General features: G+C 70.7%; 15 protein-coding genes. 8 read left to right on the forward strand and 7 right to left on the reverse strand.

The features are described 5' to 3' along the window. Nucleotides 1-135 precede the first annotated feature (135 nt). Nucleotides 136-627, reverse strand: coding sequence for a hypothetical protein (locus tag ABZX37_RS40410; RefSeq protein WP_354748841.1), 492 nt, complete (start codon nt 625-627; stop codon nt 136-138). Between the two features lie 97 nt (nt 628-724). Between ABZX37_RS40410 and lspA the strand changes: the two genes are divergently transcribed. Beyond that, nucleotides 725-1,333 carry a signal peptidase II gene (lspA, locus tag ABZX37_RS40415; RefSeq protein ID WP_354748843.1) on the forward strand — a complete coding sequence of 203 codons (609 nt, stop codon included), beginning with the start codon at nt 725-727 and terminating at the stop codon, nt 1,331-1,333. Further along, the gene (locus ABZX37_RS40420; protein WP_344284934.1) at nt 1,330-2,256 is read left to right on the forward strand and encodes an RluA family pseudouridine synthase; all 927 of its coding nucleotides are present in this window, start codon (nt 1,330-1,332) and stop codon (nt 2,254-2,256) included. Before lspA ends, ABZX37_RS40420 begins: the two co-directional genes overlap by 4 nt. Nucleotides 2,257-2,262: 6 nt before the next feature. On the opposite strand, the gene ABZX37_RS40425 is transcribed toward ABZX37_RS40420, so the two are convergent. Continuing rightward, the gene (locus tag ABZX37_RS40425; protein ID WP_354748913.1) at nt 2,263-3,339 is read right to left on the reverse strand and encodes an AsnC family protein; all 1,077 of its coding nucleotides are present in this window, start codon (nt 3,337-3,339) and stop codon (nt 2,263-2,265) included. A gap of 900 nt (nt 3,340-4,239) precedes the next feature. Between ABZX37_RS40425 and ABZX37_RS40430 the strand changes: the two genes are divergently transcribed. The 5 genes from ABZX37_RS40430 (at nt 4,240) to ABZX37_RS40450 (ending at nt 11,248) form a co-directional block, all read left to right on the forward strand. Beyond that, complete coding sequence (locus tag ABZX37_RS40430) at nt 4,240-7,554, forward strand: DUF885 domain-containing protein (protein WP_354748845.1); 3,315 nt, start codon at nt 4,240-4,242, stop codon at nt 7,552-7,554. After that, nucleotides 7,551-8,756, forward strand: coding sequence for a fumarylacetoacetase (gene fahA, locus ABZX37_RS40435; protein WP_354748847.1), 1,206 nt, complete (start codon nt 7,551-7,553; stop codon nt 8,754-8,756). Before ABZX37_RS40430 ends, fahA begins: the two co-directional genes overlap by 4 nt. Nucleotides 8,757-8,840: 84 nt before the next feature. Continuing rightward, a complete protein-coding gene (locus ABZX37_RS40440; RefSeq protein WP_344284942.1) occupies nt 8,841-9,881 on the forward strand; it encodes an LLM class F420-dependent oxidoreductase in 1,041 nt (346 codons plus the stop codon). A 159-nt stretch (nt 9,882-10,040) separates the two neighbouring features. Beyond that, complete coding sequence (locus ABZX37_RS40445; protein WP_354748849.1) at nt 10,041-11,003, forward strand: exopolyphosphatase; 963 nt, start codon at nt 10,041-10,043, stop codon at nt 11,001-11,003. A gap of 41 nt (nt 11,004-11,044) precedes the next feature. Next, entirely contained in the window at nt 11,045-11,248 is a 204-nt protein-coding gene (locus ABZX37_RS40450) for a hypothetical protein (protein WP_354748851.1), read from the forward strand. A 272-nt stretch (nt 11,249-11,520) separates the two neighbouring features. Here the strand turns inward: ABZX37_RS40450 and ABZX37_RS40455 are convergent, their stop codons facing one another. From ABZX37_RS40455 to ABZX37_RS40475, 5 genes are all read right to left on the reverse strand, one after another. Then, the gene (locus ABZX37_RS40455; protein ID WP_354748853.1) at nt 11,521-13,890 is read right to left on the reverse strand and encodes a glycosyl hydrolase family 65 protein; all 2,370 of its coding nucleotides are present in this window, start codon (nt 13,888-13,890) and stop codon (nt 11,521-11,523) included. Then, nucleotides 13,887-14,618: a beta-phosphoglucomutase family hydrolase gene (locus ABZX37_RS40460; RefSeq protein ID WP_354748854.1), complete on the reverse strand. Its 732-nt coding sequence runs from the start codon at nt 14,616-14,618 to the stop codon at nt 13,887-13,889. Before ABZX37_RS40460 ends, ABZX37_RS40455 begins: the two co-directional genes overlap by 4 nt. A 60-nt stretch (nt 14,619-14,678) precedes the next feature. Continuing rightward, on the reverse strand, nt 14,679-15,878 hold the full coding sequence (locus ABZX37_RS40465; protein ID WP_354748856.1) for an ROK family protein: 1,200 nt from the start codon (nt 15,876-15,878) through the stop codon (nt 14,679-14,681). A 188-nt stretch (nt 15,879-16,066) separates the two neighbouring features. Then, nucleotides 16,067-17,371 (reverse strand): carotenoid oxygenase family protein, encoded by a 1,305-nt coding sequence (locus tag ABZX37_RS40470; RefSeq protein ID WP_354748858.1) that lies wholly within the window; start codon nt 17,369-17,371, stop codon nt 16,067-16,069. A gap of 4 nt (nt 17,372-17,375) precedes the next feature. Further along, the gene (locus tag ABZX37_RS40475; RefSeq protein ID WP_354748860.1) at nt 17,376-17,933 is read right to left on the reverse strand and encodes a hypothetical protein; all 558 of its coding nucleotides are present in this window, start codon (nt 17,931-17,933) and stop codon (nt 17,376-17,378) included. Between the two features lie 89 nt (nt 17,934-18,022). Between ABZX37_RS40475 and ABZX37_RS40480 the strand changes: the two genes are divergently transcribed. Beyond that, nucleotides 18,023-18,547 carry a PadR family transcriptional regulator gene (locus ABZX37_RS40480; RefSeq protein WP_354748861.1) on the forward strand — a complete coding sequence of 175 codons (525 nt, stop codon included), beginning with the start codon at nt 18,023-18,025 and terminating at the stop codon, nt 18,545-18,547.

Genomic DNA, 18,547 nt, shown 5'->3' on the forward strand with positions numbered 1-18,547 from the left:
GGCTGACCGGCGTGAGGGGCCTTCGGCCTGTCACGCCGCTCAGCCCCCAAACGCCGGCGCGATCCCGCGTGGTGGTCAGGTTGGGCTTTGCGGGGCTGGGGTGTGGTCAGGTTGGGTTTGTCTGGCTGGGTGTGGTCAGGTTGGGTTTGCCCGGCTGGTGTGGTCTAGCTGGGCTTGGCAGGCTGCGTGGACCGCCTCTTTGATTTGCTCTTCCGGGCGTCCCCAGCCTTGGTCCCACTCTTCGTCCAGCATCCAGGCTTGCGCCAGTGGCAGCTTGACGACGCTGTCGGAGTAGTTGGTGCGGACGATGATGGTGTGCAGGTCGTTCAGCAGGGCGCGTTCGCTGAGGTGTCCGTTGAGGAGCAGTCGGGCCAGGTGGGTGAAGGCGACTTTTGCTGCGTCGGCTGCGGTGGGGATGGGGGTGTGGCAGTCGGCTAGGGCGGACTGCTGCACGTCGTGGATTTCTCGTGGTTCGGTGCGGGAGAGGCCTGCCAGGTGGCGTAGGTGTTCGCCGTCCTCGCCCTCGGCTAGCCAGTGGGCTGCCCACAGGGGGAGGTCGTTCGTGGGGGAGAGGTTCAGGGCGATCCAGGCGGCGGCCACGGCGGGGGCGGGGATCTCGGCGGGCATGTAGTGAGGATGGCGGGGAGGGGCGTGGCGGGCGAGTGAATTTGGGTCGGGGACTGCCGCTGTGACCTGGTTGGGCGCGGTTGTGGACAATGGGGGTGTGAGCACCGATCCTTCGCCGTCCGAATCCGAGGTCGAGCCGTCTGCGGAACCGCCTGAGCAGGGGGCTGCCGAGGAAGGCACGCCGCTGCCCAAGCGGCGGGTCTGGGTGGTGTTCGCGGTCGCGGCGCTGCTGTGGGCGATCGACCTGATCACGAAGAACCTCGTGGTCGCCAATCTCGAGGGCAAGGAGCCCAAGCCGATCCTCGGCGGGCTCATCTACCTGCAGGTCATCCGCAATCCGGGCGCCGCGTTCTCGATGGCGACCGGCATGACCTGGGTGCTCGCGCTGGTGGCGACCGGCGTCGTGATCGCCATCGTGTGGATCTCGCGCCGGCTGCGTTCGGTCGGCTGGGCGATCGGCCTCGGGCTCGTGCTCGCCGGCGCGCTCGGCAACCTCACCGACCGGTTCTTCCGCGAGCCCGGACCGCTGCGCGGGCACGTCGTGGACTTCATCTCCGCGTTCGCGCCCAACGGGCAGGGCTTCGCGATCTTCAACATCGCCGACTCCGCGATCTGCGTCGGCGGCGCGCTGATCGTGCTGCTGTCCCTGCTCGGCAAGGACTACGACGGCACCACCACCCGCGGCAAGAAGAAGGAATCCGAGTGAGCGCGCGCATGCTGCCCGTCCCCGACGGGCTCGACGGGATGCGCGTCGACGCCGGGCTGGCCAAACTGCTCGGGCTCTCCCGCACCGTCGTCGCGGACCTCGCGGCGGCGGGCGATGTGCTGCTCGACGGCCATCCGGCGGGCAAATCGGACCGGCTGTCCGCGGGCGGGCTGCTCGAGGTGACGCTGCCGGAACCGGAACGTCCGGCGGAAATCGTCGCGGAGCCGGTCGACGGCATGAAGATCCTGCACGATGACGACGACATCGTGGTGATTTCGAAACCGGTCGGCGTCGCCGTGCACCCCAGCCCCGGCTGGACCGGCCCGACGGTCGTCGGCGGACTCGCCGCGGCCGGGCTGCGCATCTCGACGTCCGGCGCGGCGGAGCGACAGGGCGTCGTGCACCGGCTCGACGCGGGCACCACCGGGGTGATGGTGGTGGCCAAGAGCGAGCACGCGTACACCGTGCTGAAGCGGGCGTTCAAGGAACGGACCGTCGACAAGGGCTACCACGCCGTCGTGCAGGGCCACCCCGACCCGACCCGCGGCACCATCGACGCCCCGATCGACCGCCACCCGCGGCACGACTACAAGTTCGCGGTCGTCGCGGGCGGACGGCCGAGCGTCACGCACTACGAGGTGGTCGAGGCGTTCCGGGCGGCTTCGCTCGCGCACGTGAAGCTGGAAACCGGGCGTACTCACCAGATCCGCGTGCATTTCTCCGCGCTGCGCCACCCGTGCGCCGGGGATCTGACCTACGGGGCGGACCCGGTGCTGGCCCGGAAACTCGGCTTGACGCGGCAGTGGCTGCACGCGCGGACGCTGGGTTTCGCGCATCCGGCGGACGGCCGGTGGGTGGAGTTCGAGGCGGAGTATCCGGACGATCTGGCCAGTGCGCTGGAGATCCTGCGCGACGGGAACTAGAGCCAGCTAGTTGACGGCCCAGGTCAGGGTGCGCTCGTCCGGCTCGGGCCGCGGGCTCCAGCGCACCGAGACCACCCGCGTCGCGGTCGGAAGAACGTACACGGTGTGCCCGCCGAGCGTCTCGCCCGGCTGCACGCCGATCTTGTGCGGCGGCCGGGACGTCAGCGAAACCGGGGCTTTCGCGACGGTCTCGCCGCTGTCGGTGACGAGTTCGAGATAATTGTCCGGCAGTGAGGCGAACGGAATCGGCCCGCGGTTGGTGATTTCGGTGTGCACGACGACCGCGCGCTCGCCGTCCTCGAGCCGGTAACCGGCCGCGCCGAAGAGGAAGTCGGCGGGGTCCTGGACTTCCAGCAGCTGCACGGAAAGCTGTTCCCCTTCGAGCCCCTGCGACTGCATCGTCTCGCCGATCCGCCCCTGTTTCGCCGGTGCGGCGGCGGGCTTCGGGTCGTCGCCGCGGGCCCAGGAAGCGGTCTGCGGGACGCCCCACGTGCTGACGGCCGGGTCCGGAGCCGGGTACGGCCCGGACTGTCCATTGTAGACGTTCGCGGGGGCGGGCATTCCGGTCTGCGCGGGGGAGTACGCGCCGGACATCCCCGGGATCCCGTTGGGCCCAGGGGGATACGCGCCCGAAATCCCGGCCGGTCCGGGGGCGTACGCGCCGGAGGTTCCCGGTGCCGCGGCGGGAAACCCGGGCGGGTAGGCGCCGGTCGTCCCGGGGCCGGGCATGCCGTGCTGGCCCGGCGAACCTGGTCCGGTCGCGGGAATCCCGGTCTGCCCGGGCGGGTACGCGCCGGAGGTTCCCGGTCCGGGCATGCCGTGCTGGCCCGGCGGATGCGGGCCGGAATGTCCCGGCATCCCGGCCGATTCGGGGATCCCGGACTGCCCGGGCGGGTGCGGACCGGACGCGCCGGGAGCGCCGCCCGGCATCCCCGGAGGCGGTGCCATCCCGCCCGAAGCCGGAATCCCGGACGACGCCGGGCCATTCGGCATCGGCGCCGCGGGAGGGCCGGAGGGCATGGGGCCTGGTGCCGGAGCGGGGCCTGGTGCCGGAGGGAGGCCGGGCGGCATCGAGCCGGGCATCCGGGAAGCCCCCGGCATCGGCGCGGCGGGGAACGGCGCCGACCCGGGCCCGCCGCCCGGATATCCCGGAGCCTGCGGACGCTGCCACGAAGCCTGAGCCCCCGAAATCGCCGCACGCAGACCTTGCGGGTCGCTCTCGACCCCGACCAGCAGCGGCAATCCGCTGCCGGACAGCGCGACCAGCCGGTACGCGACCTCCCGCGGATCCATCCCGACCTTCGCCGCCAGCTCGTGCACAGCACCCTTGCCCAGCTCGGCGAGCGCGGCGAGCAGGCGGATGTCGGCGGGATCGGTCACGGCCACTCCGGCAACGCTACCGCCTCGCCCGCCGGACCCGGCCGCACCACCGCGCCCGGCGTGCCCCGCGCCACCACGCCGGACAACCGAACACCGCTGGCCAGCCGCTGGCCGGGCAGCGTGGTGGGTCGTGCCGTCGGGGGCGGCCGACGCGGAACCGGCGTCCGGCGTGCCTCGCACCGGATAGCCGAATACCGCTGGCCGGGGAGCCTGGCGGGTCGTGCCGTCGTAAGCAGCCGACGCGGAACCAGCATCCTGCGCGACCGCGACGGACGGCGAAACACCGGCGGTCCGGAGAGCCTGGCGGGTCGTGCCGTCGGGAGCAGCCAATGCGGAACCGGAGCCCTCCCCGCGTCCCGGCCAGGGCGGCGCCAACCAGCCGAGGCCCGGGACGCGCAACCGACGCCCGCGACGGACCGCGCTCCGGCGTCGCCCGCTGCCCCTCCGCCCTGACCAGCTCCTCCCGCGACGCCCCAGGTTCCACGGCCCGGAACGTTCCTGCGCCCGGAAGAAGGCCGTCGACCCCGGACACGGGCGTCGCCGCCCTCGTCTCGATTAGGGTCGGAATCGCACCTTCTCCGCCTACCCTGGGGGTCACCGCCGATGTCCGTCGTTTCCGATCTCGCCGACGAGCTCGTCGAGGCGTCGTTCGACCATGAACCGCTCGACGCCGCCATTCTCGGCATCCGGCCGGACGCGCCGGGCCTCGGCGATCCGTCGGCCGCGGCGGAGGCGGCGTTCCGCGAGAAGATCGTCGCGATTCGGGAGCGCGCCGAGGCCGTCGATCCGGCCGGGCTCGAAGAAGCCGATCGCGTCACCCGCGACGTCCTGCTCAGTTCCGTCGACGGAACCCTCGACCGGATGGACAGCCGGGTCGTCGACTTCACCGTCACCGACCTGTTCGTCGGCCCCGCCTCCGGGCTCCTGTCCGCGCTGCCGATGATCACGGTCACCGCCGAAACCGCGGAGGCGCATCTCGGGCGGCTCAGCGAGATCCCCGAGTACCTCCGCGCCGTCGCACAACGCCACCGCGACGGGATCGCCGCCGGTCTCCTGCCGATCGAACGCCTGGTCAAGGCCGCGATCGCGCACCTCGACCGCTACCTGGCCGAGCCCGAGAACGACCCGCTGCTGCGCCAGCCCGCCCCGGACGAGGAGTTCGCCGCCCGTCGCGAGCAGATCCTCCGCGACGTCGCCCGCCCCGGTTTCCGCGAGTACCGCGACTTCCTCGAGGCCGAAGTCCTCCCGCACGGCCGCCCGGACGACAAGGGCGGCGTCTCCTGGCTGCCCGGCGGCGACGAGATCTACGCCCGCCTCGCCCGCACCCACACCACCAGCAACCGCACCCCGCAGGAGCTGCACGACACGGGTCTCGCGGTGATCGCCGGCCAGGTCGAGCAGTACCAGGCCCTCGGCGAGCGCGTGTTCGGCACCCGCGAGCTGCCGGAGATCTTCGAGCGGCTGCGCACCGACCCGAAGCTGCGCTGGACGAGCGCCGAAGACCTCCTCGAAACCGCCCGCACGGCGATTTCCCGCGCCGAGGCCGAGGCGCCGAACTGGTTCGGCCACATCCCGCAGCACCCGTGGACGGTCGAGGCGGTGCCGGAGGATTCCGCGCCCGGCGCGCCCCCGGCGTACTACATGCCGCCCGCCGCCGACGGGTCCCGGCCCGGCGTCTACTTCGCCAACACCTACCAGGCCACTGAGCGGTTCCGGCACACCGCCGAGGTCATCGCGTTCCACGAGGCGATCCCGGGCCACCACTTCCAGCTCAGCACCGCGCTCGACCTGACTGACCTGCCGCTGCTGCGCCGCGTCGGCAACTTCACCGCGTACGCCGAGGGCTGGGGCCTCTACACCGAGCGCCTCGCCGACGAGATGGGCCTGTACTCCGAGGACGTGTCGCTGCTCGGCATGCTGACGATGGAGTCGATGCGGGCCGGGCGGCTGGTCGTCGACACCGGCCTGCACGCGCTGGGCTGGAGCCGCCAGCAGGCGGTCGACTACCTGCTGGAGCACACGCCGATGGCGCAGGTCGAGATCGAGGCCGAGGTCGACCGGTACCTCGGCTTCCCGGGCCAGGCGCTCGCCTACATGGTGGGGCGGCTGGAAATCGAGCGGCTGCGCGAGCAGGCCGAACAGCGGCTCGGCAGCCGGTTCGACGTCAAGGCGTTCCACGACACGATCCTCTCCGGCGGCTCCCTGCCGCTGTCGGTGTTGGACGCCGTGGTCACCGAGTGGGTGGCTGGCCACGGCGACACCGTCCTCGGCTTGGCCGACGAACTGGTCGAGCTGAGCTTCGAGGCGGAACCGCTGGAGCGGACCGTCCTCGGACTTCCCGGCGACCACACCAAACTCGCCGACCCGAGTCTCGCCGCGGCCGAGCGCCACCGGGCGGGGTACGCCGCGATCGCCGAGCGTGCCGACGCGATCGACCCGGCCGGGCTGACCGCGTCCGAGGTCATCACCCGCGAGGTGGTGCGCACGCACGCCCGCGGCGCGATCGACACGATCGACTCGCGGCTGTCCGGGTTCGCGGTGAGCGACGGGTTCAGCTCGCCCGCGCTGAACCTGATCACCATCCTCTCCGCGCTGACCGCGGACGACGCGGACAAGGCCCGCGACTACCTCGCCCGGCTGGCGGCAGTCGGCGGCTACCTCGATGGCGTGATCGAGGCCCAGCGGGCAACCGTCGCGGACGGGTTCGCGCCGCCGGACTTCCTGGTGCGCATCGGGATCGAGTACGTCGAGCGATACCTCGCGAACGAGGAGGGCGACCCGTTCCGCGTCACGCCGGCGGTCGAGGTCGAGGGCTTCGCCGCGGAGCGCGACCGGCTGCTCGCCGAGGTCGTGCGGCCCGCGTACCGGCGCTACCGCGACTTCCTCGCCGAGGAGGTCCTGCCGGTGTCGAAGACGGACAGCCAGCCGGGCATCAGCCATCTGCCGGGCGGGCTGGAGAAGTACCAGGGCCTGATCCGCGTGCACACCACCACCGACCGCACCGCGCAGGAGTTGCACGACACCGGTCTGCGGATGGGCGAAAAACTGGCCGAGGAGTACCGCGAACTGGGTGCCCGCGTGTTCGGCACCGCGGAGCTGGCGGAGATCTTCGACCGCCTCCGCACCGACCCGGAGCTGCGCTGGCGCGACGGCGAGGAGCTGCTGGAAGGCGCGCGGGCGGCCATCGTCCGGGCGGAAGCCGTCGCCCCGCAATGGTTCTCCCGGGTTCCGGACGCGAAGTGCGAGGTCGAGCCGGTCCCGGAGGCGGACGCGGCGAGCGGCACCATCGCCTACTACCTGCAGGCCGCGTTCGACGGTTCCCGCCCCGGCACGTACTACGCCAACACCTACGAGGCGAATTCGCGGCCGCGCTTCACCAGCGAGGGCATCGCGTTCCACGAAGCCGTTCCGGGGCACCACTTCCAGCTCACGTTCGCGCAGGAACTCACCGATCTGCCGCTGCTGCGCCGGATCGCCCCGTTCAACGCCTACATCGAGGGCTGGGGCCTGTACGCGGAGCGTCTCGCCGACGAGATGGGCCTGTACTCCGACGATGTCGCCCGCTTCGGCATGCTCGCCCAGGACTCGATGCGGGCCGGACGGCTCGTGGTCGACACCGGGCTGCACGCGCTGGGCTGGAGCCGCCAGCAGGCGGTCGACTACCTCGTCGAGAACACGCCGATGGCGAAGATGGAGATCGAGGCCGAGATCGACCGGTACGTCGCGAATCCGGGCCAGGCGCTGAGCTACATGGTGGGACGGCTGGAAATCCAGCGCGTCCGCGCCGAGGCCGAAAAGGCGCTCGGCGACCGGTTCGACATCCGCGCGTTCCACGACGTCATCCTGGGCAACGGAATCCTCCCGCTGTCCGCTTTGGACACCGTGGTCGGCGCGTGGATCGCGGAGGCGTCCGCGTGACCTGGCTCGACCTTCCGGCCGGCACCCTCTTCGGCCTCGACAACCTGCCGTACGGCGTCTTCTCGCACGGCGAGCGGACCCGCCGGGCCGGTGTCGCTGTCGGAGACCAGGTGCTCGACCTGAGCGCGGCGGCCGAGGGGGAGTCCTTCGGCCGCCTGCTCGGCGCGGGCGTGCTGAACCCGTTGCTCGCCGCCGGCCCGGACGTCTGGGCCGACGTGCGGGCGCGGGTCCGCGAATGGCTCAGCGAACTGCGCCACGCCGACCGGATCCGGCCGCATCTGGTGCCCCGCAACGAGATCACGAGCCACCTGCCGGTGGAGGTCGCGGACTACGTCGACTTCTACTCCAGCGAGCAGCACGCGCTCAACGCCAGCCGGGTCTTCAGCGGCGGGGACGATCTGGTGCCGCCCAACTGGAAACACCTGCCGATCGGCTACCACGGGCGGGCGGGCACAGTCGTCGCGTCCGGCACGCCGGTGATTCGCCCGGCGGGACAGCGGAAACCGCGCAAGGCGACCGAACCGTCGTTCGGAAGGTCCAGCCTGCTCGACTTCGAGGCCGAGGTCGGTTTCGTCGTCGGCGTGGCATCCGAACTGGGCGCTCCGGTGCCGATCGACGAGTTCCCGCGCCACGTCTTCGGCGTCTGCCTGGTCAACGACTGGTCGGCGCGCGACCTGCAGGGCTGGGAAATGCAGCCGCTCGGCCCGTTCCTCGGCAAATCGTTCGCCACGTCGATGTCGCCGTGGCTGGTCCCGCTCGCCGCGCTGGAGCACGCCCGGGTGCCGCAGCCCGCGCAGGATCCGGAGCCGTTCGAGTACCTGCGCGGCGCCGAGTCGTGGAGTCTCGACCTCGCGCTGGAAATCCGGATCAACGGCCACCTCGTGTCCAGCCCGCCGTTCGCCACGCAGTACTGGACGGCCGCGCAACAGCTCGCGCACCTCACGGTGAACGGCGCGAGCCTGCGCACCGGCGACCTGTACGCGTCCGGCACGGTCACCGGCCCGGCGAAGGACCAGCGCGGCTCGCTGCTGGAGCTGAGCTGGGGCGGTCGCGAACCGCTCGCGCTCGGCGACAGCGGCGAGACGCGCGCGTTCCTGGAGGACGGCGACGAGGTCGTCATCACCGCCTCCGCCCCTGGTCCAGACGGGGCCCGGATCGGGTTCGGCGAGGTGCGCGGGACGGTGGCGGCCGCTGTGGTGTGACCCACGCCGTAGCGTCGTCACCCGAGCGGCCGCATAATGAGCAAACGCTTAGTCACAGTCGACCGGCACGGGAATGAGGGATCGATGAGGATCGGCACCGGCGTCAGCTACTCGGGCGGGTTCGCCGAAAGCGTCGCGGACATCGTGGAGCTGGAGCGGGTCGGGCTCGACATCGTGTTCGTCCCCGAGGCCTACAGCTTCGACGCGGTGAGCCAGCTCGGCTACCTCGCCGCGAAGACCGAGCGCGTCGGCCTGATGTCGGGCATCTTCCAGATCTACACCCGCACGCCGAGCCTCACCGCGATGACCGCGGCCGGGCTGGACTTCGTGTCCGACGGCCGCTTCACGCTCGGCCTCGGCGCGTCCGGGCCGCAGGTCATCGAGGGTTTCCACGGCGTGAAGTACGACGCGCCGATCGGCCGCACCCGCGAGATCATCGAGATCTGCCGCCAGGTGTGGAAGCGCGAGCGCGTCGTGCACGACGGCAAGCACTACACGATCCCGCTGCCCGCCGACCAGGGCACCGGTCTCGGCAAGCCGCTGAAGCTGATCAACCACCCGGTGCGCGAGCGGATCCCGGTCGTGCTCGCCGCGCTCGGGCCGAAGAACGTCGCGCTCGCCGCCGAGGTCGCCGAGGGTTGGCAGCCGATCTTCTTCCACCCGGAGAAGGCGGCCGACGTCTGGGGCGCCTCGCTGGCCGAGGGCAAGGCCAAGCGCGACCCGGAGCTGGGCGAGCTGGACGTGTTCGCCGCGCCGCCGCTGGCCATCGGCGACGACGTCGAGGGCCTGCTCGACTGGGTGCGTCCGGTGTTCGCGCTGTACATCGGCGGGATGGGCGCGCGCGGCAAGAACTTCTACAACACGCTGGCCTGCAACTACGGCTACGAGGCCGAGGCCAAGAAGATCCAGGACCTGTACCTCGACGGCAAGAAGGAAGAAGCCGCCGCGGCGGTCCCGACGGAGCTGCTGCGCGCCACCTCGCTGGTCGGTCCGGCGGGGTACGTGAAGGAGCGGCTGGCGGCGTTCAAGGAGGCCGGGGCGACGACCCTGGCGGTCAACCCGCTGCAGCCCGGACGCGAGGCGCGAGTGGCCGCCGTCGCCAAGCTGAAGGAGCTGCTCGGATAGGTCCGGTATGATGCGGGCCACTGGGGTGTGAAAAAACCGCACTCCGGGTCGATGCCGCCGTCGAAATGCCGTCAACTCCGCCGCGCGGGGCGCGAATTCGGGAGTAAGAACGGGTTCAACGGGGAATCCGGGCGGGGCGAAAGCGAGGTAGGCCGGGCTGTGCGCAAAATCGAAGGATCCGCCGCCGCGGTGCTGGACGTGGGTTCGTTCAGCGCCCGGCTTGTCGTGCTCGAACCCGGCGGATCCCCGCTCGACCCGGCTCTCACGCACCAGACCCGGCTGCGGCTCGACCGTGAACTCGACGACGACGGACGGCTGAGCAAGTGCGGCATCGCGGCCATTTCCCAGGCTGTTTCCAGCGGTATGGAATTCGCCCGCGAGCACGGCGTCAAGGACGTGTTTCCGCTGGCCACGTCGTCAATCCGGGATGCGGTCAACTCCCGGGACGCGGTCCGGGAAATCGCCCGCGAAACCGGTGTCGAACTGCGGTTCCTCTCCGGCCGCCGGGAGGCTGAGCTGACGTACGTCGGCGCGCGCCGCTGGTACGGCGCGTCCGGCGGCCCGCTGCTGGCGCTCGACATCGGCGGCGGCACGGTCGAGCTGTCCGCCGGAGCCGGGGAGCAGGCCACTTTCGCGCGGTCGCTGCCGCTGGGCGCCCGGTCGGTCACTCGCGACTGGCTGCCCGCCGAACCGCCGGTGCGCAGCAAGCAAGTGCGGGCACTGCGTGACCACGTGCTGGAGGAAGTCGCCGCCGCTTTGGGCGACGTACAGGCCGAACTGGCCGATCATCAGGTCGTCGGCTGCTCGAAGGTGCTGCGGCAACTGGCGCGGCTGGCAGGCGACCGGCCAGGCAAGACCCGCGAACTGCACCTGGACGACGTGCGCGCGTGGATCCCTCGGCTGTCGGCGATGCCGTTCGCGCGGCGGGCGCAGCTGCCGGGGATTTCGCGGCAGCGGGCCCAGCAAGCGCTCGGCGGCGCGGTGGTCGCGGAGGCACTGCTGACGGTCACGGGCGGGAAGCTGACGATCTGCCCGTGGTCGACGCGAGACGGGCTCCTGCTGACGTTGCTGGACCAGCTCACGGACGCGACCGGTAAGCAACGATCGCGTCCGGCCGCGTGAACTCCCTGGTGCGAGGGCAATAAACCGGGTATCCCGGAACCATGACCCCGCGCAGCGAATTCCACCCCCGCGACCGGCCCGAGGACGACGACGAGGACTCGCCGTTCCCCGCGCGCCGCAAACGCGAGCTGCCGGACTCGGACGAGCTGCCCGGCGAGGTGGCCACCGCGCCGGGACCGGACCTGAGCCCCTCCCGGACGGACGAGGTGCCGCGGGTGCCGGGCACGGACGACGCGCCGTCGTGAGTGGCGATGCCGGTTAGCGCGGACACCGTGCTGGCTGCCTGCGGTGGCGAGCGCCCCAATGTGGCATTGGGTGCGTCGGATGCACCCAATGTGGCGTTCGGTGCGTTGAGCGCACCCAATGCCACATTGGGGCGCAAGACCGCACACAACCCGAACCCGCAGAGCGCCTCGGCCCCCGAACGCTGAGCCTGCGCCCTCGCTTGGCGAAGCTTCCGCGCGGCCTGGGTCTGGTGAGGGCGATCCCGGTGAGAACCGGGATCGCCGCCCACGAGTCAGCTGTGGTCGAACTGCCGCACCTTCGACGCGTCCCGTCGCGCCGGGGCCCGCCCGATCGGCTGGACCGGTGCGGGGCCCGGGTCCAGCTTCGGGATCGGCAGCTCCGCCGGCTCCTCGGTCACGGTGAACCGCTCGCCGTGGTGGATCAGGTCCAGCGGCGGCCCGTTGAGCACCTGATACGTTGCCGCGCCGTGCCGGATCGAGACCTGGAACCGGGTTTCGCGGAAGGCCAGGCGGAAGGTGAGGCCGCCGAGTTCGTCCGGCAGTCGCGGCGCGAACGACAGCTGGCCGCCGTAATCGCGCAGGCCGCCGAATCCGGCCACCGCGGCCTGCCAGGCACCGGCCAGCGACGCCATATGCAGGCCGTTGCGGACGTTGTTGTGCACGTCGTGCAGGTCGGTCAGCGCGGCTTCGGCGAGATAGTCGTACGCCAACTGAAGGTGTCCGACCTCTGCCGCGATCACCGCCTGCGTGCCCGCGGACAGTGAAGAGTCGCGGACGGTCCGTGCTTCGTAGTAGGCGAAGTCGCGGGCTTTTTCCTCCGGGCTGAACGAATCGCCGCACAGGTGCAGGGCCAGCACGAGGTCGGCCTGCTTCACGACCTGCTTGCGGTACAGGTCGAAGTACGGGTAGTTCAGCAGCAGCGGGTAGAAATCCTCGTCGGTGGCGGCGAAATCCCACTCGTCGTGCTGCAGGAAGCCTTCCGACTGCGGGTGCACGCCGAGTTCCTGGTCGTACGGCAGCGCCATCGCCTCCGCCGCGGCGCGCCAGGAATCGATCTCGGGGGTGTCCACTTCGAACTCTTCGGCGATGTCCGGATGGCGACGGCACACGTCGGCCGCGGCGAGCAAGTTCTTGCGCGCCATCAGGTTCGTGTAGACGTTGTTGTCCGCCACCGCGGAGTACTCGTCGGGCCCGGTGACGCCGTCGATGCGGAAGTGCCCGTGGTGGTCGAAATGCCCGAGAGACGCCCACAGCCGCGCGGTTTCCAGCAGCAGTTCCGCGCCGCAGGTGCGCTCGAAATGCTCGTCCTGGGTGGCGTTCACGTACCGCACGACGGCGTCGGCGATGTCCGCGCTGACGTGGAACGCCGCGGTGCCGGCCGGCCAGTACGCGGAACATTCGGCGCCGTTGATGGACCGCCACGGGAAAGCCGCGCCGCGCAAGCCGAGTTGGGTCGCGCGTTCCTTCGCTTTGTCTATTGTGGAGTGTCGCCAGCCGAGGGCGTCGCGGGCGGCGTCCGGCATCGTGTACGTCAGCACCGGCAGCACGAACGTCTCGCTGTCCCAGAACGCGTGCCCGTCATACCCCGGGCCGGTGAGGCCTTTTCCGGCGATGGCACGGGTTTCGCCGCGGGCTCCGGCCTGCAGCAGGTGGAAGAGCGCGAACCGGACGGCCTGCTGGAGTTCCGGGTCGCCGTCGATCTCGATGTCCGAAGTGGCCCAGAAGTCGTCGAGGAACTGGCGTTGCTCGGCGGCCAGGCCCTTCCAGCCGGTCTGGCGGGCGCCCGCGAGCGCGGCTTCGACCTGCGCGCGCAGTGCGGGCGCGGACCGTTGCGCGGACCAGCCGTAGGCGAGGAATTTGGTGACCCGCAGCCGTCCGCCCTTGGGCACGTCGACCGCGGCGGTGAGCCGGGCGAGGTCCTCCTCGGCGTGGATGCGGGTGCGCAGGCCGTCGTCGACCTCGATTTTGTGGTCCATCGCGGCGGCGACCCGCAGCCCGGACATCCGGGTCTGGTGCACGAGCACGGCCTGGTAGCCCGCGGCGTGGCTGAACTCGCCGACCAGCGGCGCGTCGAGCGCGGCGGCGACGCGCGGGTCGTGCGTGTCGGACTCGACCGGCTCGTTGGCCAGCAGGTCGGACTGCACGACGAGCTGCAGGTCCTCGTCGAGCGGTTCGACCTCGTAGCGGATCGCGGCGACCGCGCGCTGGGTGAAGGAAACCAGCCGTTCGGTGGTCACCCGCACGCGTCGGCCGGTGGGGGAGGACCATTCGGTGACGCGGCGCAGCGTGCCCCGGCGGAAGTCGAGCACGCGGTCGTGCGCGGTCGCGATGCCGTAGCGCATGTCCAGCGGCTCGTCCTCGACCAGCAGCCGGATGATCTTGCCGTCAGTCACGTTGACGACGGTCTGGCCCTCCTCCGGGTAGCCGTACCCGCCCTCGGCGTAGGGGAGTTCGTGCTGCTCGTAGAACCCGTTGAGGTAGGTGCCGGGCAGCCCGCGCGGTTCGCCTTCCTCGAGCGTGCCGCGCAGTCCGATGTGTCCGTTCGACACCGCGAAGGCGGATTCGGTGCGCTGCAACGCATCCACGTCGAGGCCGCGCCAGCGCAGCTCCCACGGGGAGCATTCGTAACCGAGTTCCGTCACTTGTCCTCCAGCAGGTCGGCGAGGTCGTCCACGACGACGTCGGCGCCGTGCGCGCGCAGTGCGTCCGCCTGGTTCTCCCGGTTCACGCCCACGACGTAACCGAAACCGCCGGCTTTGCCCGCTTGGACGCCGGATTGTGCGTCCTCGAACACCGCTGCCTGCTTCGGGTCCACGCCGAGTTCTTTGGCTCCGGCGAGGAACGAATCGGGCGCTGGCTTGCCTTTCAGGTGGTCGCGGCGGATGACCAGGCCGTCGACGCGGGCTTCCACGAAGCGGGACAGGTCTGCCGCGTCGAGGACCTTGGCTCCGTTCGCCGACGAGGTCACCACGGCGATTCGCAGCCCGGCCCGCTTCGCTTCTTCCAGGTAGCGCACGGAACCCGGGTACGGGTTGACGCCCCGCTCGTCGATGATCTTCAGGACGAGTTCGTTCTTGCGGTTGCCGATGCCGTTCACGGTCGGCGCGTCGACGGCGTCGTCCGGGGTGCCCTCGGGGAGGTCGATTCCGCGTGAGCGAAGGAATTCCCGTACGCCGTCGGCCCTCGGGCGGCCGTCTACGTAGGTCGCGTAGTCGGCGTCGGTGAACTCCTGGAAGCCGGCGCCGTCGCGGGAGCGCAGGTATTCGTCGAACGTCCGTTTCCACGCCTCGCGGTGGAGCACGGCCGTCCCGGTCAGTACGCCGTCCAGGTCGAAGAGGCAGGCGGTGATGGTGTCGGGCAGTCCGATCATGCCTGCAACGTACCGGTCCCGGGTGACATTCGCGGGTCGCGGCGCGACGTTTACCGAGCGTCAGGCGGCGCCTACGCGCCGGTCGAACACCAGTCGTTCCGCGGCGCGCAGGCCGACGCTGATCGCGCCGGTGAGGACGCCGTCGTCGCCGAGTTCGCCTTGCACCACAGTCGTTGTGAGCGGGGTGAACGCGCGAAGGGCCCGATCGATCGGTTCCAACAGCAGATCAGCCGCCGTCCCGACCCCGCCGCCCAGGACGATCAGTTCCGGGTCGATCACCGCGGCCACCGAAGCGACGGTGTACGCGAGCCGGTCGGCTTCCTCGGACACCGCGCGTTGCGCCAATTCGTCACCCTCGCGGGCGAGGCGGAAGACTTCGCGCGCCGATCGCGCTGTGCCCAGGCCAAGTTCGCGTGCGCCGCGGACCACCGACTGGGCGGCGGTGGCTTCCTCAAGGTGTCCGCGCGCGGGTGGTTCGCTGGGTTCGTCGGCGACGTGTGTGCGGCCGTACGGCAGGTAGCCGATCTCGCCCGCCGCGCCGGTGGCACCGCGGAAAACCCGGCCGTCGATCATCAATCCCATGCCGACACCGGTGCCGATGGTGATGCAGCCGACCACCGAGGCTCCGCGCGCGGCACCGCTTTCCCATTCGCCGACCGCGGTGAGGTTCGCGTCGTTTTCCACCACCAGCTCCGGCCCGAGCACCTGCTCCAGGTCGTCGAGCAGCCCCGGACGGCCCCAGCCGGGCAGGTTCGGCGCGTGCCGGAAGCAGCGTTTGACCGGGTCGGCGACGCCGGGGGAGCCCAGCACGCGGACCACGATGTCGTCGTTCGTCAGTCCCGCCTCGGCCACGATGTCCGTCGCCAGCTTGCCCAGCGCGGAGATCAGCGCGCTGCCGGAGCGGGCCGTGTTGCGGACGTCGCGCCGGGCCACCGTGGTGCGGCCCAGATCGGCGACCGCGACCCGGATGTGCTCGCGGCCGATGTCCAGGCCCAGCACGTACCCCGCGGTCGGGTCCGCCTCGTAGAGCACCGCCGAACGGCCGGTGCCGGTGGACGTGTGCCCGGTCGCACGGGCGAGCCCGGCGGCCTCCAGCGCCAGCAGCGCCTGGCTCACCGTCGGCTTCGACAGCCCGGTGTCCTTCGCCACCTGCGGCCGCGTCGCGGGCCCGCCGCGGCGCAGCAGGTCGAGCACCGCCCGCTGGTTGATCATGCGCATCCCGGCCGGGGTGCCGACCGGTGGTGTACCCGACCCTGCCACCTGCTGAGTTTCCTTCCCGTTCGGACTTCCGTCCTGCCACGGTAACCGGATTCGCCCCGCTTTGGCAGGAAAGTTTCTTTTCTTCCGGCTCGGGAGAGGACAGGCGGACGTCTCGGGCTCGACGATACGGGCTCGCCGGGCGGAACTCGGGGACGGCACGCAGAGTTTGCCGTCCGCTAGTTGACGGATCAGGCGTCGGGCAGCCAGTTGCCGTGGAACCCGGCCGGCACGCGGCCCGGCAGATGGACTGTGGCGACCGGGGCCGCCTCGATGTCCTGCGCGTCGAGCACCACCAAGTCACTGCGGTCGTTCGGTCCGTCGTAGACGTACGCGAGCAGCCAGCCCGCGCCGTCCGGACGGTCGTCTGCCGGGACGAACACCGCCTCGCCGGGGATGTGTCCTTCCGGGAACAGATGCTCGCGCGCGGCGTTCGTGTGCAGGTCATAGCGGCGGAGCACGAGCGGGCCCTCCGGACCGTGCGATCCGGTGACGTGCCCGAAACGGGCGTCGAGCCCGGCGAGCCGGTCGTCGATGCGGGGGAATTCGCCGTTGCGGTCGTCGAGCAGATCCTCGGTGACGGTGCCCGCGCGCGGGTCGATCGTCCACCGCCACAGCACGCCCTTCGGATCCGGAACGCCCGGCTTGGACAGATGCTCGTACCGCACGACGTGCACCACGATCCGGCCGTCGGCGGTGTCGTGCGCGTTGAGGGTGTGGAAGACGTAGCAGGGGCCGATCTCGAACCAGCGCACGCCGTCCTCCGGCCGATCGCGGCTGAGCAGGCCGAGGTGCGCGCCGTACGTGTCGCTCCAGCGGAACGGCATGCCGCCGTCGGTTCCGTGCTCGAACACCACCGGCAGGTCGAAGAACACGACGTGCCGCCGGGTGAGCGCGAAGTCGTGCATCATCGTCAGGCCGGGCACGTCGATCGGCTGCCGCAGCACGAGTTCCCCGGCGGCGTCGGCGCGGTAGTAGCTCACGTGCGGGGCGGTGATGCTGCCGTAGCCGAAGAAATGCAGCTCGCCGGTTTCCGGGCAGATCTTGGGATGCGCGGTCATCGAATCGGCGAGCTTGCCGTCGAAATCGTAGACGCCGACGGTGTCGAGATCCGTGGTGATTTCGTACGGCAGCGAGGATTCCACCAGTGCGAGCGTGCGTCCCGCGTGGTTGACGACATGGGTGTTGGCGACGCTCGATCTCAGGTTTCGCGTTCCGTCGGCGTTGTAGAGCGCCGGATTCGGGAGATCGAAGCTTTCGGTGCGCACCCAGCGGTTGCGATACCAAGCCGCGCGGCCGTTTTCGAGCCGGACGCCGTGCACCATTCCGTCGCCGGTGAACCAATGCGCGCTGTCCTGTCGCGGGTTCGGCCCGTTGCGCAGGTACCAGCCGCTGAGCTCCGGCGGCAGCGCACCGGTGACGGGCAGGTCGCAGGCGGTGAGTTCGTCGTGGACTGGGGCGTAGTGGCCCTTGAGGTGGAAATCAGTCGTGGTCATGGATTCACGCTTTCTGGGCGCGGGCCCGGACGATGCGCGGGTAGCGGATGGTGAACGAGATCGGAATCGCGAAGCCGAGCACCTTGAGAATGATCAAACCGACGGTGGCGTGAGGCGCGAAATGCAGCAGCACGGCTTCGGCGATCCCGGCGACCGTGAAGCTGGCCGCCCACACCGCGGTGATGACGACATTGACCCGGCGAAACACGGCGGTGGCGGCGATTTCCGGCGGGACCATGGTTTTCGCGATCCCGAGCGTGAACGGCCGTTTCGCGGCGAGCGAGCCCCAGGCGGTCGCCGCCAGCCAAAGATCGGTCAGCGCGCCGACGTAATCCCTGAGCGGCGAGGCCGGATCGCTGAACGACCAGATCGCAAGGCCTGCGAAGAAGACGACCGCGGAGACCTCGATGAACAGCGTGTCCCAGCCCTTGCCGCGCCGGCGTTCCAGCACGAGGAGCCCGCCCGCGAGCACCAGTCCGGTCAGCCCGGACCACCGCCAGTCGGCCTGCGTGGACACGACCGCGAAGGCGATCCACGGAAGGAAACTCTTCAGGTAGTTCATCGGGACCCCTCGCTCACGTTCCTGTGATGACATGTCAAAGGTAGAAGGTCCTGGCTGGACATGTCAATAGTGGAAGGTAGGGTGGGGGCATGACCTTGCGACACGCGGTGCTGGGGCTGCTCGCCACCGCCCCCGGAAGCGGCTACGACCTGCTGAAACGCTTCGAGACGGCGATGTCGAGCGTCTGGACGGCCACGCAGAGCCAGCTGTACGGGGAACTGGGCAAGCTGGAGAGTGCCGACCTGATCGAGGTGTCCGCCGAGGGGCCGCGCGGGCGCAAGGAGTACGCGATCACCGACGCCGGGCGGTCGGAATTGCGCAAGTGGCTGCTGGAGGAGAAGCCGCCTGCCGCTCGGCGGAACGAGATGCTGCTGCGGGTGTACTTCCTGGGCGAGGTCACGCCGGAGGAGGCGCGGGGGTTCCTGTCCCGCCACGGCGCCTTCGCCAAGGGGCTGGTCGACGAGCTGGCGGCGCTGGAAGCGTCGGTCGATTGGGATGACAGCGATCCGTCGCTTTACGGCCGCCTGGCCCTCGAGTGGGGCAAGCGATACGCGGCGATGGAACGGGACTGGGCGAAGTGGGCGGCGGAGACGATCCGCGCGGTCCGCGGCTGA

The sequence above is a fragment of the Amycolatopsis sp. NPDC004079 genome (genome assembly GCF_040610415.1).
In the GTDB taxonomy this organism is placed as follows: Bacteria; Actinomycetota; Actinomycetes; order Mycobacteriales; family Pseudonocardiaceae; genus Amycolatopsis; species Amycolatopsis halotolerans.